At 33.3% G+C, this 18,265-nt stretch carries 14 protein-coding genes; 13 read left to right on the forward strand and 1 reads right to left on the reverse strand.

From position 1 onward, the window contains the following. The first annotated feature begins 203 nt into the window (after positions 1-203). Positions 204-2,570, forward strand: a complete 2,367-nt coding sequence (locus tag AC1VAQ_RS05790; RefSeq protein ID WP_479903592.1) for a stalk domain-containing protein — start codon at positions 204-206, stop codon at positions 2,568-2,570. Positions 2,571-2,688: 118 nt separating this feature from the next. Here AC1VAQ_RS05790 and AC1VAQ_RS05795 read toward each other — a convergent pair whose 3' ends face one another. Further along, positions 2,689-4,140: an undecaprenyl-phosphate glucose phosphotransferase gene (locus AC1VAQ_RS05795; RefSeq protein WP_479903593.1), complete on the reverse strand. Its 1,452-nt coding sequence runs from the start codon at positions 4,138-4,140 to the stop codon at positions 2,689-2,691. 182 nt (positions 4,141-4,322) lie between these two features. Here AC1VAQ_RS05795 and AC1VAQ_RS05800 point away from each other — a divergent pair, with 182 nt between their 5' ends. The 12 genes from AC1VAQ_RS05800 (at position 4,323) to AC1VAQ_RS05855 (ending at position 18,215) form a co-directional block, all read left to right on the forward strand. Further along, a complete protein-coding gene (locus AC1VAQ_RS05800; protein ID WP_479903594.1) occupies positions 4,323-6,266 on the forward strand; it encodes an O-antigen ligase family protein in 1,944 nt (647 codons plus the stop codon). A 199-nt stretch (positions 6,267-6,465) separates the two neighbouring features. Then, positions 6,466-7,326 (forward strand): glucose-1-phosphate thymidylyltransferase RfbA, encoded by an 861-nt coding sequence (rfbA, locus tag AC1VAQ_RS05805; protein ID WP_479903595.1) that lies wholly within the window; start codon positions 6,466-6,468, stop codon positions 7,324-7,326. A 178-nt stretch (positions 7,327-7,504) separates the two neighbouring features. Then, positions 7,505-8,482 carry a dTDP-glucose 4,6-dehydratase gene (rfbB, locus tag AC1VAQ_RS05810; protein WP_479903596.1) on the forward strand — a complete coding sequence of 326 codons (978 nt, stop codon included), beginning with the start codon at positions 7,505-7,507 and terminating at the stop codon, positions 8,480-8,482. Positions 8,483-8,553: 71 nt separating this feature from the next. Further along, entirely contained in the window at positions 8,554-9,330 is a 777-nt protein-coding gene (locus tag AC1VAQ_RS05815) for an ABC transporter permease (protein WP_479903597.1), read from the forward strand. Between the two features lie 14 nt (positions 9,331-9,344). Beyond that, on the forward strand, positions 9,345-10,079 hold the full coding sequence (locus AC1VAQ_RS05820; RefSeq protein WP_479903598.1) for an ABC transporter ATP-binding protein: 735 nt from the start codon (positions 9,345-9,347) through the stop codon (positions 10,077-10,079). Positions 10,080-10,118: 39 nt separating this feature from the next. After that, complete coding sequence (locus tag AC1VAQ_RS05825) at positions 10,119-10,733, forward strand: CDP-glycerol glycerophosphotransferase family protein (RefSeq protein WP_479903599.1); 615 nt, start codon at positions 10,119-10,121, stop codon at positions 10,731-10,733. Positions 10,734-11,422: 689 nt separating this feature from the next. Next, positions 11,423-13,357, forward strand: coding sequence for a CDP-glycerol glycerophosphotransferase family protein (locus AC1VAQ_RS05830; RefSeq protein ID WP_479903624.1), 1,935 nt, complete (start codon positions 11,423-11,425; stop codon positions 13,355-13,357). 13 nt (positions 13,358-13,370) lie between these two features. Then, positions 13,371-13,784, forward strand: a complete 414-nt coding sequence (gene tagD, locus AC1VAQ_RS05835) for a glycerol-3-phosphate cytidylyltransferase (protein ID WP_479903600.1) — start codon at positions 13,371-13,373, stop codon at positions 13,782-13,784. Position 13,785: 1 nt separating this feature from the next. Next, entirely contained in the window at positions 13,786-14,964 is a 1,179-nt protein-coding gene (locus AC1VAQ_RS05840) for a CDP-glycerol glycerophosphotransferase family protein (protein ID WP_479903601.1), read from the forward strand. Positions 14,965-14,972: 8 nt separating this feature from the next. Then, entirely contained in the window at positions 14,973-16,151 is a 1,179-nt protein-coding gene (locus AC1VAQ_RS05845) for a CDP-glycerol glycerophosphotransferase family protein (RefSeq protein ID WP_479903602.1), read from the forward strand. A 90-nt stretch (positions 16,152-16,241) separates the two neighbouring features. Continuing rightward, positions 16,242-17,243, forward strand: coding sequence for a UDP-glucose 4-epimerase GalE (galE, locus tag AC1VAQ_RS05850; protein ID WP_479903603.1), 1,002 nt, complete (start codon positions 16,242-16,244; stop codon positions 17,241-17,243). Between the two features lie 12 nt (positions 17,244-17,255). Continuing rightward, positions 17,256-18,215 carry a glycosyltransferase family 2 protein gene (locus tag AC1VAQ_RS05855; RefSeq protein ID WP_479903604.1) on the forward strand — a complete coding sequence of 320 codons (960 nt, stop codon included), beginning with the start codon at positions 17,256-17,258 and terminating at the stop codon, positions 18,213-18,215. Positions 18,216-18,265 lie beyond the last annotated feature (50 nt).

The following is an 18,265-nucleotide window of genomic DNA, read 5'->3' on the forward strand; positions in this document are numbered from 1 at the left end:
TTAATGTAACAACCCTGTTTTATTGTGATGAATTATTAGGATGTTTTTTGGTTAATGTTTATGAAGTGAGTTTGAAAATAGATCTATGATGTTAATAAAATTGCGGTTTAATAAGCTAGTTTATTTATATGTACAAGTGTATAATATATAATGTAAAATTTAAAAATGTTTAAATAAAAAGTGAATATACAAAGGAGGACATTATGAGGGAGAGAAAGGTACAAGCATGGTTACTAGTAGTCATTATGATTTTTACCACGATACAGTTTGATGTACAGGCAGCATCTGCTAATGGGTTAGCTAGGACAATGTTAAAGGTAGAAAAGAATCATGTGTTTAGAGACATAACCACGGCTAATGCTTTAAGAATTACTTTTAAGGATACAGAAGGGCAGGATGAAGAATTTTATTTAGAGTTAACAAATTCTAAATGGAGTGAAGAGGCATTAACTGGTGCCTTTGGTGAGGCCGGTATGAAAGAAGGTAAACCAACATGGCAGTTTGAGCAAACGAGTGGGGTAGTGGGTGTGCCTAAAGCTAAGATAACCTATATTAAAGAGTCGGATAAAGTGATGAAAGTCCTTGTTGATGGAAGTACACTTAATGAGAAGGGGAGATATTCATTTCCTTTGTTGGTACAGGTTACAGATGCCTTAGCTACAGTAAGTTTACAAGGCGGCACGACGATTACAAGTGGTAAGTGGACGTTTGCAACGGTATCAGATAAACAAGCAAGTTGGGCACTAGGAACAGTTAATACAATTGGTGTAAGTGGAAAATTAGCTGATTTAAAAATAGTAGAGGCCTATAAGGGTGCCATGAAGAAAGATGTTGAGTTTACATTAGAAATAGATAGCAGCGAATATGTATTTGATATATATGGCGAACATGTAAGTACGGAATATGATCAAAAAGGTTACACTACTTATAAAATTTCAGGAAAAGATTATGTAGAGTTTTTAAATGGATTTTATAATAAGGCAACTTATATTTATATGCTAGTTAATAATAGTGATAAGGGTATCGTGAAGGTTGTAATTCCAGGTATTAGTGGTGGGACAACAACTGGAACGGTTATGATTAAAAACTTGTATGTAAAGACTAAAGAAACAAAGCCTACAGAAGGAAATTTACTTGTAAATATTAATTCTGAGCAGTTATCGAATGCAAAAGATGGCGTTATTATGGCGAAGGTTGAGCAGTATGGAGCCTATGGCGAGATGTCAGGTAAGGCAGTAGAAGTAGGTGCTGGGCATATTGAGGAGATTAACTTTGTAATGGGCGAGAAGGTAGATGATAGTTTTAGAGAAGGACGTACATTAAGTATGACTTTAGATACGGCCCAATTTGATTATCGCAGCTTATTAACTAAATATGGTGAGACTGGGAAAAAAGCTGAAGAGATACAGAAGATGACGGACGATGAAGTTTTAGCTTTAAATCCTCAGTTAAAGTTAGAGGCCCTCAAGAAGGATAAATACATACAGCTTGTAAATAATATTGAGCTTATTAGTGATATCGCCTTTGAAAAAGATGAAGAAGGAAAAATTAATCCAAGTAGCTTGGTGGTAACAATCGCCAAAGGGATTAGTGGCAATAATAAAGTAGACAGGGTAAGGTTTAAATTGCCGGTTTATGTACCTATTGAAAATAGGCAACAGGGAAGTACTTTTATGACTATTGAAGGGCCGGCAGCAGAAGGTAGTAAGGTATTTCAGATTATATCTATTCGTAATCCAATTAATATTGTAACAGAGGGGGCTTCATTGAAGGTAGGGTTGCAGAATCAATATGCTGGTAAGATTACAATTACTGAAGTCCAAAATGGTATGTTACAAAGAGGAGAAATCTTATTTAAACTTGGTGATGAATATCAAGGGGTTATGCTTAAGGGAAGTAGCATGGAAATGCATACAGAAGGCGGCATTAAAGGTGTGAGAGCCAGTACATCTGAAGAAGATTGCTTCTTAGCATTGGTAACTCTTAAGGAAACGAAGGAAATTGGAAAGATTGAGATTGTTATGAATGAAGTAACAGTAGACCGCAGTGTGCCAGAAGGCAAGATTGATTTAGAAATTGGTGGTACGGCGATTGATGCATATGGTAAAAGTATTGTTATTGAAGACTTCTTTAATATAACGACTCAAAATACAGAAGACATAGATTATAAAGGGCTAAGTAAAGAGACTTTGAGATTTATAATCGGTTCAATGAAAGCTTATAAGGGAAGTGAAGAAATCTTGATGGATATAGCACCCTATATTGAAGAACCGGGCTTTACAATGGTGCCTATACGTTATGTTGCGCAAGGATTTGGCTTAGCGGAACAAGATATTACTTATAATAAAGAACAAGGTACAATTACGCTTTTTGCAGGTAATAGAATTATTCAGCTTACAAAAGGCAACAAACTTGCCATAGTAAATTCAGCACAAATAGAAATGCAGGTACCAGTTATTATAAAAGAAGGTAGAACCTTTGTATCCGTAAGCGAAGTGGGCAAACTCCTTGGCGTAAAAGCCTCATGGAACAACACCACCAAAGAAGCAACCTTCCAATACGGCGCTTAAATAATATAAAAAAACAGACGATATGAATATCATATCGTCTGTTTTTTAGTTATAACATTAAAAATAGAGACCTGTCCCCAAGGTTATAACATTAAAAATAGAGACCTGTCCCCAATGTTTAGTAGGCGTTTTTGTTGATGAAGCCTTTGAAGATTGTTAGGATGATGATTTTGAGGTCTAGGCCGAAGGTCCAGTTTTCTATGTAGTAAAGATCGTGTTCGATGCGATCTTCTATAGAAGTATCTCCTCGGAGGCCGTTAACTTGTGCCCAACCTGTAATGCCGGGGCGTACTTGATGTTTGATCATATAACGTGGGATTTCTTCTTTGAATTTATCTACGAAGAAAGGTCGCTCTGGTCTAGGACCGATAACGGACATATCACCTTTAAGCACATTGAAGAATTGAGGGAGTTCATCAATACTTGTTTTGCGCATAAAGTTACCCCACCAAGTTTTACGAGGATCGTTCTTAGTGGTCCACTTATCCATTTCTTCTTCATCTGTTTGAAGGCGCATGGAACGGAATTTGTACATATCAAAGTTCTTGCGATCTAGGCCTACACGTTCCTGCTTAAAGATAATAGGGCCTGGAGATGTGAGTTTGACCATAATTGCAGAGAAAACTAGGAGTGGACTTGTGAGTATGATGGCAAAGAGGGAAAAGACAACATCGAAACTTCTTTTGAGGAAGTTTTTAAATAAGTTATCCAGTGGGATGTGTCTTGTATCAATGATAGGTAAGCCATCTAAGTCATCAATGTAAGGTTTGGCTGGGACATATTTGTAGTAATAAGGTACAATATGTGTTTTGATACCAGCCTTTTCACAACAAGTAATGATATAGCCAAGTTGACCTGCATTATTTTCTTCAGTTGCAATCATCACAAGGTCGATATAGGTGTTTTCTAGTAACTCTGGAAGTTCCTCTAAGGTGCCAAGTATTTTGTGACCACAAAAAATTGGTTTTTTTGAAGGGGATACATTAGAGGATGTATTGATAGTTCCTGTAGAAGATGACATGGTAGTTTGTTCGGTATGTACAATTCCCACAATGCTATAACCCCAGAAGGCATGTGTTGCAAGTTTGTTAATGAGCTTAGCAGATGTCTCTGTAGTACCTACGATGAGGCAATGCTTAAGGTTATAGCCCTTTTTACGATATTTGCGCAGTAAAAAGCGTACACAGCTTCGGCAAGCAATCGTTAAAAGGCAGTTGTACATAAAGAAGTAAATTAAGACGTATCTTGCGAAGTTAGCTTCTTTGAACATATAAAGAAAGGCTACAAGGACAAGAACACCTACGGTATTGGAACCGATGATTTTAGTTGCTTCTTGGGTAACAGATTTGATACGTTTAGAAGTATATAAATCAAGCCAGCTGTAGAGTAGCAAGTAGACTGGAATCGTTGCAACGATGAAAGGCAGAGATTCTGCAAAGGTTACGGTAATGGTACCATCATCCATGATATAAAATCTGGTGAGGTATGCTCCTAAAAAGGAGATGAATATAATGACAATGTCCAAGAAGACTTGGAATCCATTGAAGTATTTCTGATTTTCCCGAATCATTTCGTTCCTCCTAAGAATAAAAAGATATAAGTATTATAACATAGATGAACAAGAGAGGGACAATAGTATAAAATGGGGAAAATATTGTCTTTCCTTAAAAAGGAATGGCTAATTTTATAGAATATACAGTAAAAGAATGTTATACTAGGAATAAATATGTTAAGGAGTTGAGGTGTTATTTTATGGCGGAAAATCAAACGCTAAGTAGGCAGCAAAGCAAACAAGAGAAGCTAGAAAAAAGAAACTTACTTATAAATAGAATCATGTTAATCCCACTTATTGTAGTTTTAGGCATTATCCCACTTATTGTGAGGCTGCAAATTACTACACCTGATGTAGATGTAGCTATTGCAATGGGAACAAGTAAGTTTGCAGATTTCTTCTCTAGCTATAAGGCAAGCTTCATTATATTAACGGCTGTTGCTATGTTAGTCGTGCTGTTCTTAGTGGCACAGAAAGAGATGTTTAAAGTAGATAAGACAACAATTACATATATGATATGTAGTGGGTTATTCATAATTACAAGTTTGGCAGCAACTGTGATGAGTCAGTACGGCTCAGCTGCATGGTGGGGAATACCAGATCGATGCGAAGGTATGGTAGTCACAGCTTGTTACATTTTAATTTTAATGTATGCACTGATGGTATTTAGAAAATACGATAGCTATAAGTATATCATTTTAGCACTTGCAGTAGTTGTTGCTGTGAATGCATTCTTTGGTTATTTCCAATACGTAGGAAAAGACCTTATTGTTAATAATCAGTTCGTTCAAAATTTAGTTATTTCTAAGACTGACCAAGCAAGTATCAATGGTTTATCAGGATTGATTGACAAAGGAACAATTTACGGTACAATGTTCCACTATAACTACGTAGGTTCATTTGCAGCAATGATGGTACCGCTTTTTGTAACGCTTACATTGTTCTTAAAAGGTAAGAAAAATAAAATTTTCTGCGGCATTGTAAGTTTACTAGCTGTTTTCTTATTGTTTGGTAGTACATCAAGAGCGGGTCTTATTGGTTTTGGTGTAGCACTTGTATTTGGAATCATTATTTTTGCAAGAAAGATGATGAGAAAATGGAAGATTGTTGTACCTGTTATTTTAGCGGCAATCGTTGTGGTATTTGGATTTAATGCAGCTACAAATGGTCAAATCTTTAGCAGAATACCAACACTTGTAAATGATATTACAAGCTTATTTAGTGGTGCAGATACAGATTTTGACTACAAAGATCATATTCCTGTACGAAATGTGATTATAGAAAATGGTACAGCGACACTTGAAACACAAGATGATGCTTTAACATTTAAAGCAGAAAGTGATGGGGTAGCAACATATGATAAATCAGGAAATCCTGTAGCTTATACAGTGGCTAATGGCACTTATACAACAACAGATTCTAGATTTAGCAATATCTCATATGTGATGGGACAAACAGAATTATTAAAAGAAAATGAAGTATCAGTACCAATTGTTCGCGTAACAGTAAATGGCATTGAAGCTTTCTTATTTAAAGTAGATCCTACTGAAGGACTTTATGCAATCAATGATATTGCAGAACAAAAGATTGAAATCAAAGATGCACCATATGTAGGTTTCAAAGGTAAAGAAAAATTAGGCTCTGCCAGAGGATATATTTGGTCTAGAAGTATTCCAATGTTAAAAGATACATGGCTTATTGGAAATGGTCCAGATACATTTGCTTTAGCATTTCCACAACAAGATATCTTAGCTAAATGGTGGGCATACAATACACCAAATATGATTATTGATAAACCTCATAATTTATATTTACAATTTGCACTTAATAATGGAGGGCTTGCACTGCTTGCATTCCTCGTATTAGTAGGCACATATGTTGTAAGCTGCTTTAAGCTTTATGCATTTAGAGGATTCTATGAAAATAAAGAAATTATAGGAATTGCAACATTCCTAGCAGTAATGGGTTACTTAGGCGCTGGATTCTTCAATGACTCTGTTGTTTCAGTCGCACCTATTTTCTGGGCATTACTTGGAGTTGGTATGGCAATTAACTATATGATTAATAAAGAGAGAATGGAAATTGAGCGAAGAGTAGCTCATGCTACAATTGATATGAAAACTAGGAAACATCTAGCTAAATAAGCTAGATGTTTCCTATGCAGAAAGATGGATGCATTTTGCCTAAGGTTATATGAAGTATTAGGTATAAATGCTTCTATCTTTATGTATAGGAAAATGGCTAGGGACTGTTATCTTATGCAGTTAAAAAAGATAGATACAAGTGAGAGAACATAGCATATACAGAGAGGTTATGAATAAATAATAAGGAGAGAAAGAGGGCATGAAAGGAATTATTTTAGCTGGTGGCTCAGGCACCAGATTATATCCGATTACAAAAGCGGTATCAAAACAAATTTTACCGATTTATGATAAGCCAATGATTTATTATCCTCTTTCAACATTAATGTTAGCGGGAATTAGGGAAGTATTAATTATTTCTACTAGCAGGGATGTACCAGTATTTCAAGAGCTTTTAGGTGATGGCAGTCAGTTAGGGATGCAAATAGAATATGCTGTTCAAGAAGCACCAAGAGGGCTAGCGGAGGCATTCATTATTGGAGAAAGCTTTATTGGCAGTGATCATGTAGCGTTAGTATTAGGAGACAATGTCTTCTATGGACAAGGCTTTAGTGGTATACTTCAAGAAGCAGTACAACTTAAGGAAGGTGCCATTATATTTGGTCATTATGTAAAAAGACCAGAAGCATTTGGTGTTGTTGAATTTGATCACAGAGGTCAGGTGCTTTCTATAGAAGAAAAACCTGAAAAACCAAAATCACAATATGCTGTACCAGGTCTTTATTTTTACGATAATGAAGTCATTCGTTTGGCAAAAGAGGTAAAACCCTCTGCAAGGGGTGAATTAGAGATTACTGATTTACACAAAGCATATCTTAAAGAAAATAAATTACAAGTTAAGCTTTTTGGGCGTGGTATGGCGTGGCTGGATACAGGGACTTGCGAAGGATTAGCTGAAGCCTCTAACTTTGTACAGGCTATTCAGAAACGACAAGGGCTTTATGTGGCTTGTATTGAAGAAATTGCCTATAGACAAGGCTGGATTAGTAAGGAACAGTTAGTAACGTTAGGTAAACAACTAGAAAAGACAGAGTATGGCATATATTTATTAAGCCTTATATAAAAGGTATAAATGATATAGAAAGATATTTAATATAGAAAGATAGTTAATATAGAAAGATTATTTATATATAAGGATTATTTATATATAAGGATTATTTATATAGAAAGATGTTAATATATCAATATAAAAATATATATTCCATAGACAACAAGAAATAAGGCAGCTAGAGGAGGAGAATATGAGAAATATACTAGTAACTGGTGGAGCCGGATTCATTGGTAGTAACTTCATTACATACATGAAGCAGCACTACGATTATAATATTATTAACTTAGATTGTTTGACTTATGCAGGTAATTTAGAGAACTTAAAGGAAGTTCAAGACGCGCCGAAATATACTTTTATAAAAGGCGATATAACAGATAGAGAATTAGTAGAAAGCCTTTTTGAAAAGTATGATATAGATGTTGTAGTGAATTTTGCAGCAGAGTCACATGTGGATCGCAGTATAGAAGACCCTGCTATATTTTTAAAGACGAATATACTGGGGACACAAACATTACTTGAAGCAGCGAAACGTCATTGGAAAGTTAATCCAGAAGATAAATATTGTAGGCTGTTTAAAGTAAACAAGAAGTTTATCCAGATTTCAACGGATGAGGTATATGGCACGCTTGGGGCAGAAGGCATGTTTACAGAGGAGACACCTTTAGCACCTAATAGTCCATATTCAGCCTCTAAGGCAAGTGCGGACTTAATGGTTCGTGCATATTATGAAACTTATGGTATGCCAGTGAATATTACAAGATGTTCAAATAATTATGGACCATGTCAGCATAATGAAAAATTGATGCCTCTTATTATCTCAAACTGTAAAAATAATCAAAAAATTCCTGTATATGGCGATGGCAAGCAGGTGAGAGACTGGTTATATGTAGAAGACCACTGTAGTGCCATAGCTGAAGTAATGCATAAGGGTAAAGTAGGTGAAGTTTATAATATCGGCGGGAATAACGAACGTCAGAATATAGAAATCGTTAAAGAGATACTTAAACTACTTCATAAGGATGAATCACTTATAGAATATGTAAAAGATAGACCTGGACATGATAGACGTTATGCTATTGATAATACTAAGATTACAACTCAGTTAGGGTGGATACCTAAGCATAGTTTTGAAGAAGGTTTAAAGAAAACAGTTGCATGGTATATGTAAACATAGGCATACCTCTTCAAATATAAGTATGCATAAGCAAGGAAATAGGTGGCTAGAAGGAGCATTCAGAGATGAAACAGAATATCAAGAACTTCTTGAAGTATAAAGATTTATTAATAGAACTTATTATCAAAGATATTAAGCTGAAATATAAGAATTCTATTTTAGGTATATTGTGGAGTATGTTAGATCCGCTGCTCACAATGATTGTGTTAACTATTGTATTTGGCGCAATTTTTAAAAGAGATATTCCAAACTTCCCTGTCTACGTGTTAATAGGAAGATTGGTTTATTCTTTCTTTTCACAAAGTACAACAGGTGCGATGGAAGCAGTCTTATCTAATAAACAGTTAATCAAAAAGATTTATGTACCTAAGTACTTCTTTCCATTAGCAAAAGTATGTTCTACATTTATTACATTTGTCATTTCATTTATTCCATTAATAATTGTCATGCTGATTACAAAAGTACCATTCCATAAAGTGAATGTGCTAATAATTTTCCCACTTATTTATTTACTAGCGATTAGTTTAGGCATTGGACTTATACTATGTACGATACGTGTATTTTTTGGCGATATAAAACATTTATATTCTGTGCTTTTATTAATGTTAATGTATATGACACCAATATTCTATCCTGCAGATATTATTGCAGAGCAATTTGTAGGTTTTATTAAACTCAATCCATTATTTACATTAGTAAATATGTTTAGAGATGTGCTCATGTACAATACAGTGCCAAGCCTAGAAAGTCATTTAACTTGTGCTATTTATTCAGTAGTTTATATGGCTATTGGTTTTGTAACATTTTATAAAGTACAAGATAAATTTATACTTCATATATAGTTAGGAGAAAGCATATGGAGAAACAAATTGCAATTAAAGTAGAAAATGTAGGCATGACCTTTAGAATTGTGAATAATAAAACACGTTCAATTAAGAACTACTTAATTCAACGTATTAAAAAGAAAATTAGCTATAAAGAATTTAAAGCCTTACAAGATGTAAACTTTGAAGTTTATAAGGGCGAGGTAGTAGGCTTAGTAGGACTTAATGGTGCAGGTAAAAGTACATTATTTAAAATCATAGCAGGTGTACTTAAACCAACTACAGGAACGGTGATTAAACATGGTTCAGTGGCACCACTTATTGAGCTGGGAGCAGGATTTAATGGGGAACTCTCAGGTATAGAAAATATTTATTTAAATGGATTACTACTAGGATATAGCAAAAAGTTTATCAAAGAAAAGATGGATGAGATTATAGCATTTGCAGATATTGGGGACTTCATTTACAATCCCGTAAATAATTACTCATCAGGGATGAAAGCAAGACTTGGTTTTGCCATAGCAACTGTTGTGCAACCTGATATTTTAATAGTAGATGAAGTATTATCGGTGGGAGATTATAAGTTTAGAGAAAAATGTGAAGCTAGAATTAATGAGATGATAAAAGGTGGTACCACTGTACTGATTGTATCTCACTCAGACTCCTTAATTAAAAAGATATGTACTAAGGTCGTTTGGTTAGAAAAAGGTCAGGTCAAAGAGATTGGTAACCCTAAAGAGATTTTAGCGAAGTATAGTCAGAAATAATTAGGAAATATGTTAGTTTGAATATAGAAGGAGTTAGAAATGAAAAGGATTAAAAGTATGTATAAATTTGCTAAGGGACCAATTAAGGATTATGTAAAAAGTGGTGAATTTAGACGTGGCGTGAGATATAGTAATGAGCTTAATAAGCCGGTATATGAGGATGTAATACTGTATGAATCTTTTCATGGAAAAGGATTAAGTGATAGTCCTTTTGCTATGTTTAAGTATATGCTAAATGACATAAAGTATAGGGATTTTAAGCATGTATGGGCAGTAACACAAAAAGAAGAAAAAATGCTGAGAGGTTATGAGAAATATAGTAATGTAGAATTTGTTATAGTACATTCAAGAGAATATATTAGATATTTAGCAAGAGCAAAGTACTTAATAAATAATACATCATTTTCGCCATATTTTATGAAGAGAAAAGAACAAACATATATTAATACATGGCATGGCACCCCTCTTAAACATCTTGGTAAAGATGTAAAGACAGCAGTAAAAAGTTATTCTTGTAATTTAGTTAGAAACTTTATAGCAAGTGATTACTTAATCCATCAAAATAGATATACAACAGAGATATTTAATCGAACATATGATTTACAGGATATTTATCCAGGAAAGATAATAGATGTGCGACACGTTGCAGTATAAAAAGTACTGCCTAAATATATAAATATTTAAGAACTAATGGTTTGAAAGGTCAAATGATAAGGTAACGCTTAGAAGGGCTTTCTCTGATACTCCGAATAGCTATTATATAATTAAGTATAGAATGGTTATAAGCTCGGTAAAGGCGGTTGAGAGTACACCCTAACAGTAAGGCTGAGGAAATGCGAACTAGAGGTAGTCGAGTGTATGATAGACCGGGAGTCTATAAAATATCTATGGTAAGAATGGAAACTGACAAAATCTCGAATGTACAAGTCTAAATATCAAACATATAGAAATGTATGTACCCTGAGAAAAGGGTGTGTGTGAGGAAAAGTAAAAGTGTCTATTATGAAATTCCTTATACTGTTATAGGCAGTATTTAGCATACAGGCTTATAGAGATTACCTAAGGATATATGTACAGATAGAACCATTGGAACGTGGTAAGCTAATAACATGGAGGACTTAATTCTGAAGAAGTGGTGATAAGGAAAGGTATAGACTATAACTTATCTTAATATTAGTGAAAGTAGTGACACAGTACTGATGAAATCTATGAAAGTAGATGAAGGGATAGTCACGAGTCAACAATAGTTTTGTTGATGGAACGCCGTGTGAGGTGAAAGTCTCATGCACGGTGTGGAGGAGGGGAAAAGATGGAGATAATTTCAAAGTTTTACCTATTCCTATATTGGATATCCAAGAACGGATTCAATTATTAATACAGATGTACAAAAAATGAAAAAAGAACTAGAAGAATTTGGTGTGAATACCAATAAAAAAATTGTACTATATGCACCTACTTGGAGAGGATTAGTAGGCAAAGTTGATCGTAATATAGAAAAATTAGTACAAGATATAGTAGTAATGAAAGAACAGATAGGAGAAGAATATGATCTAGTTGTTAAAGTTCATACATTACAATATAAATTTATTAAAGGTAAAGAAGAGTTTCAAGATATTCACCTAATACCAGATTATATGGATATTAATGAGGTGCTTAGTACAGTTGATATATTAATAACAGATTATTCAAGTGTATTTTTTGACTTCCTAATAACAGGAAGACCAATTATTTACTATATGCATGATAAAGAGAAATACTTTGAAGAAGTAGGAAGCTATATTAATGTAGAAGAAGAGAAATTACCAGGACCAATTTGTAGTAATATTAATCAAGTGCTTGAAGAGATTCAAGAAATGAAGAGTTATAATCAAAGATATGGCGATATATATCGTGAGTATCAAAATAAATACTGTAAGAACTTAAAAGGTGATAATACTAAAAGAATTGTAGATTATATTTTTAAGTCAGAGGGCAGTCTAACTCCAATTACTTGTTATGCAGAAAACAAAAAGCATATTTTAATATATGCAGGAGGCTTCTTAAATAATGGAATTACAACATCGTTAATTAACTTACTTAATTATATAGATTATGATAAGTATACTGTAACTATTATCGAATCTAATGCTAAAAATGATATTAGAGAGAAAAACTTAGTCCAACTGAATCCTAATGTAAAATTACTGTTCAGGAATGGACAGACTAATCATAAATTTATAGAGGCCTATCAAAATCGTTGGATATTAAGGATGGGATTAAGTAAGCAAAGTTCAAAAAATGTATTTCCAGAAAAACTCTATGAAAGAGAATATAGAAGAATATTTGGAAATCTAAAATTTGATATAGCCATAGACTATAGTGGGTATGTGCCATTTTGGAGTTTGATTTTTTCACATTGTAAGTCTATTAAGCAATCATATATATATCAACATAATGATATGCTTTCGGAGTACAATAAAGTTATTCAAGGTAAGCTTAAACATAGAGATAACTTAAAATTAATATTCTCAATATATGATAGATTTAATAAGGTTTTATCGGTGTCAAAACTTACAATGGAACTTAATAAAACAAATTTATCATCTTTCTGCAATGTAGATAATTTTGATTATATTAATAATCTCTTAGATATAGAGAAGATATTTAATAACAAAGATAAGTGTACGAGAGTAACAGTGGAAGATAAGGTATATATTGCAGTGAGTGATATTAATGAGAATGTTAAACAAAAAGTTGAGATAATGGAAAACTTATCTTCTGACTTTATAAATATTGTAACAATAGGTCGCCTTTCGCCTGAAAAAGATCATAAGAAATTAATTAATGCATTTAAAGTAATTAGTGAAGAATACACAAATATAAGACTTTATATAGTTGGAGATGGGGTAGAATACAAGTCTCTTGTAAATCAAATTAAAAAACTAAATTTACAAGAACAAGTAATATTAACAGGTCAGCTAAGTAATCCGTTTTATATTTTAAATCAAGCTAGTGCATTCATATTATCATCAAATAGTGAAGGGCAGCCTATGGTTTTATTAGAGGCATTAGCACTAAAGAAGAAAATTATTGCAACTAATATTCAGGCTAATGTGGATGTATTACAAGGTGGCTTAGGGGAGTTAGTAGATAATAGTGTAGATGGATTAGTAGAAGGTATGAGAAAGTTAATAAATAATCAAATACCAGACTATACATTTGATATAGAAGAATATAATAAACGTGCATTTAAACTTACTGAAGAAAAAATATTAAATGGAGTTAATAAGAATAGTTAATTTGGAGGGCAAAATGAAAGTAGTACTAACATATGGGACATTTGATTTATTGCATAAAGGGCATGTTAGACTCTTGAAAAGGGCAAAGTCGTTAGGTGATTATTTAATCGTAGCCATATCATCAGATGAATTTAATGCGATAAAGGGGAAAAAATCATACTTTTCTTATGAAGATCGCAAAGAGATATTAGAAGCGATGTCAGTAGTAGATGAAGTGATTCCAGAAATCTGCTGGGAGCAAAAAATAGAGGATGTCAAAAAGCATAATGTAGACGTATTTGTTATGGGAGATGACTGGGAAGGAAAGTTTGACTTCTTAAAAGAATACTGTGAAGTAGTTTATTTACCACGTACAGAAGGAATATCTGCCACTAAAATTAAGGGTGATTTAAATAAGGCGAACTATGTTCAGCCTAATCAGATGTAAGATGAAGCAGACTGTTAAAAATTGCATTAAGAAAGCAGTATTAGGAGTATATAATATTTTTTATTATATACTCCCTCTTCATAAGAAGGTGGTTCTTTTTGAAAGTAGTGTAGGACGTAACTACACAGGAAATCCAAGGGCAATATATGAAAAAATGGTGGCAGAACAATTAGATCAACAATATAAGTGCGTATGGATATTAGAAGATACAAGTGAAGAGATTCCAGGAAAATGTATTAAAGTGAAAAGACAACGATTAAAGTATTTTTATTATATGAGCATTGCAAAGTTTTGGGTGATGGATTCAAGACAACCAAGGTATTTAAAGAAGAAAAAGGGTAATATTTATATTCAAACTTGGCATGGGACACCCCTTAAGAAGTTAGGCCTAGATATGAGCTTTGTAAATATGGGGGGGTATCAAGATATTGAAGAATACATTAATATTTTTAAGCAAAATACAAGTAGATGGGATTATTTGATTTCTCAAAATGCCTATTCCACTAAGATATTTAAATCAGCTTTTAATTTTCATAAAGAAGTATTGCAAATTGGATATCCTAGAAATGATGTACTCTTTAACTCGGATAAAGTTAAAGTAGAACAGATTAAAGAAAAACTTGGCCTGCCAAAGAATAAGCAAATTTTACTTTATGCACCAACTTGGCGTGATAATGAATATGATGCATTAGGACGTTATAAGTTTATATTACCTATTGATTTAGAAGCTTTTAAGAAAGAACTTGGTGATCAGTATTACTTATTATTAAAACCACATTATTTAATAGCAGACCAAATTGATGTAAAAGGTTATGAAGACTGCGTAGGTGTTTGTGAGATTAAACAAGATATCCAAGAGTTATATTTAGTGGCGGATGCACTCATTACAGATTATTCTTCTGTGATGTTTGATTATAGTATTTTAGACAGACCCATTGTGTTTTATATGTATGACAAGGAAGTTTATCAAAGTGAAATACGTGAGTTTTACTTTAACATTATAGAGGAAGCACCAGGACCAATTGTTGCAAATAGTGAAGGACTTCTAGCGTGCCTTAAAGATTTAAATCAAGAGATGTTAAAGTATCAGGTGAAGTATGCGACCTTTAGGGAGAAGTATAGTTTAGTAGATGATGGACATGCAGCAGAACGCATTGTGGAAATCATTAAAAGAGGGTAGGTGAAGAGATGAAACAAATCCTTTATATGCTTTATGCCATGATGTTTTATATGTATCGTCTCTTACCTATTAATAAAAATAAAACGACGTTTATTATGACTCATGATGAAAGTATTAATGGTAATATTATGAGAATGTATCAAAAAATTAAAGCTGAAAGACCACATGAGCTTTGTAAGTTCGTTACTAAGAAAGGCTTTAAAGAAGAAAAAGGTTGGCGACTTTTCATAAAAGAAGTTGAATTTGTATGTAAATCCTCTTTTCATTTAGCAACTTCTCAGGCTATTTTCTTAGATAATGTCTTTTTACCTATGGCATTTATGCGATTTAAGAAACAGGTAAAGATTGTACAACTTTGGCATGGTTGCAATACACTTAAGAAATTTGGACAACTGAGTAATGTAGGACAACTTAAGAAGTTAGAAAAAAAGGCAAATAGCCATTATACCCATTTGATTACAAGTTCTAAAAAAATGAATAAACTGCATATGGAAGCCTTTGGTGTAGCGGAAGATAAAATTTATGCTTTGGGTTTGCCGAGAATGGATAGTTTATTTCAAGATGAAACAGTACTTCAAAGGGAAAAGGATGCTTTTTATAAGGATTATCCGCAGCTTAAAGGAAAAACGCTTATTTTATATGCACCTACCTTTAGAGATAATGATTTAGAAATTACAAATGACAATATGGATTTAACTCAGGTGGCAGAAGTACTCTCAGAGGAATATGTGATTATGACTAAGTTTCATCCATTTGTGGCACAAAACTATAGGTCAGTACAGGAATACAAGTTAGGCTATAAGGCAATACAGGATGATAAGCTAATAGAAGAAGGTAAGCTTGTGGATGTATCTCATTATGATGATTTAAATCGTCTTTTATTAGTAGCTGATATATTAGTGACAGATTATTCTTCAATTATTTTTGAATATGCCATTTTAAAGAAACCAATGATTTTTTACGCATATGATCAAGCAGAATATGGCAATAAGATTAGAGGGTTTTATTATGATTATAACAATTATGTGCCAGGTGTGATTGTGAGAAAAAGGGAAGAACTTATTAGATGTATACAAGATAAAGTTTATTTACAGTACAGCTATGAAGGTTTTATAAATGAATATCTAGAATATAAGGATGCTAATGCAGCACAACGTATATATGAAGCTGTCTATAAGAGTATATAAGTATAAAGATGCAAAGGCGTATAAAGAAATAGGACAAGAATTTAGCTAATATTAATAGAGTAAATACGAATAAGAAATAAGGGAGAAGAAATGAAAATTTTAGTCGTAGGTGGTGCGGGCTATATTGGCTCACATGCTGTTAAACAATTAATGGAAAATAACTACGAGGTAGTAGTAGTAGATAATTTAGAGACAGGCTACAGACAAGCTGTACCACAAGGAATTCCTTTTTATAAGGTAGATATTAAAAATCAAGAGGCCTTAGATGAAGTCTTTAAAAAAGAAAAAATAGATGGTGTAATTCACTTTGCGGCTAATTCTCTTGTAGGAGAATCTATGGTGAAACCATTAAAATATTATCATAACAATGTATATGGGACACAAGTTTTATTAGAAACAATGCTAAATAACAATGTAAAATATATTGTTTTTTCATCAACAGCAGCAACTTATGGCGAAGTAGAAGAAATGCCTATTACAGAGGATGTTAAGACTGAGCCAACCAATACTTATGGTGAAACAAAGTTAGCGATTGAAAAGATGATGAAGTGGACGAATAAGGCTCATGACTTAAATTATATGTGTTTAAGATACTTCAATGTAGCCGGTGCAGATGCAAGTGGGCAAATCGGAGAAGCTCATAATCCAGAAACACATTTGATTCCACTTATTTTACAAGTACCATTAGGAAAAAGAGAGTATATTAGTATATTTGGAACAGACTACCCAACGGTGGATGGCACATGTATCAGAGATTACATTCATGTGACAGATTTAGTCAATGCACATATTTTAGCTTTAGAGTATTTATTAAAAGGTGGAAAAAGTGAGATTTGTAATCTAGGAAGTAATAATGGCTACTCAGTATTAGAAATGATAGAAGCAGCAAGAAAGGTTACAGGCCATGCTATTCCAGCAAAGATTGAACCTAGACGTAGTGGAGATCCAGCTAAATTGATAGCTTCTTCAGATAAGGCTAAGTCTTTATTAAATTGGACACCACAAATTACAGATGTTAATCAAATTATTGCATCAGCTTGGAAGTGGCATCAAGGGCATCCAAATGGTTATGAAGTTATAGAATCGCATTAAAGGAGGCACAAGATGATCTCTATTGTTATTCCAAACTACAATGGAAATAAGTATTTAAAGCCGTGCCTAGATTCGGTCTATGCTCAAACTTATCAAGACTTTGAATTAATCATCATTGATAATGCCTCAACAGATGGTTCTTATGAGTGGTTAGAGGCATATCCAAATATTCAGTTTAAACGATTGAATCAAAACTATGGATTTAGTCGGGCTGTTAATGAGGGGATTTATTTGGCAAAAGGTAAGTACGTACTGCTTTTAAATAATGACACAATCATGGAAGCAGATTTCCTGGATGAAATCTTGAAAGAAATGGAAAATCATCCTAAAGCCTTTGCAGTGTGTAGTAAGATGATTCAATATCATCACCCAGACCTCATTGATGATGCGGGGGATGAATATACTTTGCTGGGCTGGACACGTAAAAGAGGGGATGGAGAATCTACCGCTAAGTATACAAAATCGGGGGCCGTTTTTAGTGCCTGCGCGGGTGCAGCATTATATCGCAAGGCAGTATTTGAAGAGATAGGTTATTTTGATGAAACCTTCTTTGCTTATATGGAAGATGTAGATATTTCTTATCGTGCTAGAATATATGGTTATAAAAATAGATATTGTGCTGATGCAAAAATCTATCATATAGGAAGCGCCACATCAGGAAGCCGATATAATGAATTTAAAGTAAGGCTGGCAGCACAAAATAATGTCTATGTACCTTATAAAAACATGCCACTTTTACAACTTGTTTTAAATAGTCCGTTTCTAATAGCTGGATACTTGGTGAAGTATTTATTCTTCATGAAAAAAGGATTAGGATGTGCTTATAAAGAAGGCATTATAAATGGCATTAAAGGATTAAAACATGTGAAGAAGGTGCCCTTTAGATGGTCGCATGTTGCTAGCTATATTAATATAGAAGGAATGCTTATTAAGAATACTATAAGCTTTTGTATAAATAAATTAAAAAGATAAGATGAAAAGAGCTGTATTTACTAAGATGAGATTAGTAAGTACAGCTTTTT

This window comes from Cellulosilyticum sp. (assembly GCF_982396655.1).

Bases quoted from the DNA above. Each gene is read 5' to 3' on its own strand.
- AC1VAQ_RS05790 (WP_479903592.1), top strand. From the start codon at position 204: ATGAGGGAGAGAAAGGTACAAGCATGGTTACTAGTAGTCATTATGATT.
- AC1VAQ_RS05795 (WP_479903593.1), bottom strand. From the start codon at position 4,140: ATGATTCGGGAAAATCAGAAATACTTCAATGGATTCCAAGTCTTCTTG.
- AC1VAQ_RS05800 (WP_479903594.1), top strand. From the start codon at position 4,323: ATGGCGGAAAATCAAACGCTAAGTAGGCAGCAAAGCAAACAAGAGAAG.
- rfbA (WP_479903595.1), top strand. From the start codon at position 6,466: ATGAAAGGAATTATTTTAGCTGGTGGCTCAGGCACCAGATTATATCCG.
- rfbB (WP_479903596.1), top strand. From the start codon at position 7,505: ATGAGAAATATACTAGTAACTGGTGGAGCCGGATTCATTGGTAGTAAC.
- AC1VAQ_RS05815 (WP_479903597.1), top strand. From the start codon at position 8,554: ATGAAACAGAATATCAAGAACTTCTTGAAGTATAAAGATTTATTAATA.
- AC1VAQ_RS05820 (WP_479903598.1), top strand. From the start codon at position 9,345: ATGGAGAAACAAATTGCAATTAAAGTAGAAAATGTAGGCATGACCTTT.
- AC1VAQ_RS05825 (WP_479903599.1), top strand. From the start codon at position 10,119: ATGAAAAGGATTAAAAGTATGTATAAATTTGCTAAGGGACCAATTAAG.
- tagD (WP_479903600.1), top strand. From the start codon at position 13,371: ATGAAAGTAGTACTAACATATGGGACATTTGATTTATTGCATAAAGGG.
- AC1VAQ_RS05840 (WP_479903601.1), top strand. From the start codon at position 13,786: ATGAAGCAGACTGTTAAAAATTGCATTAAGAAAGCAGTATTAGGAGTA.
- AC1VAQ_RS05845 (WP_479903602.1), top strand. From the start codon at position 14,973: ATGAAACAAATCCTTTATATGCTTTATGCCATGATGTTTTATATGTAT.
- galE (WP_479903603.1), top strand. From the start codon at position 16,242: ATGAAAATTTTAGTCGTAGGTGGTGCGGGCTATATTGGCTCACATGCT.
- AC1VAQ_RS05855 (WP_479903604.1), top strand. From the start codon at position 17,256: ATGATCTCTATTGTTATTCCAAACTACAATGGAAATAAGTATTTAAAG.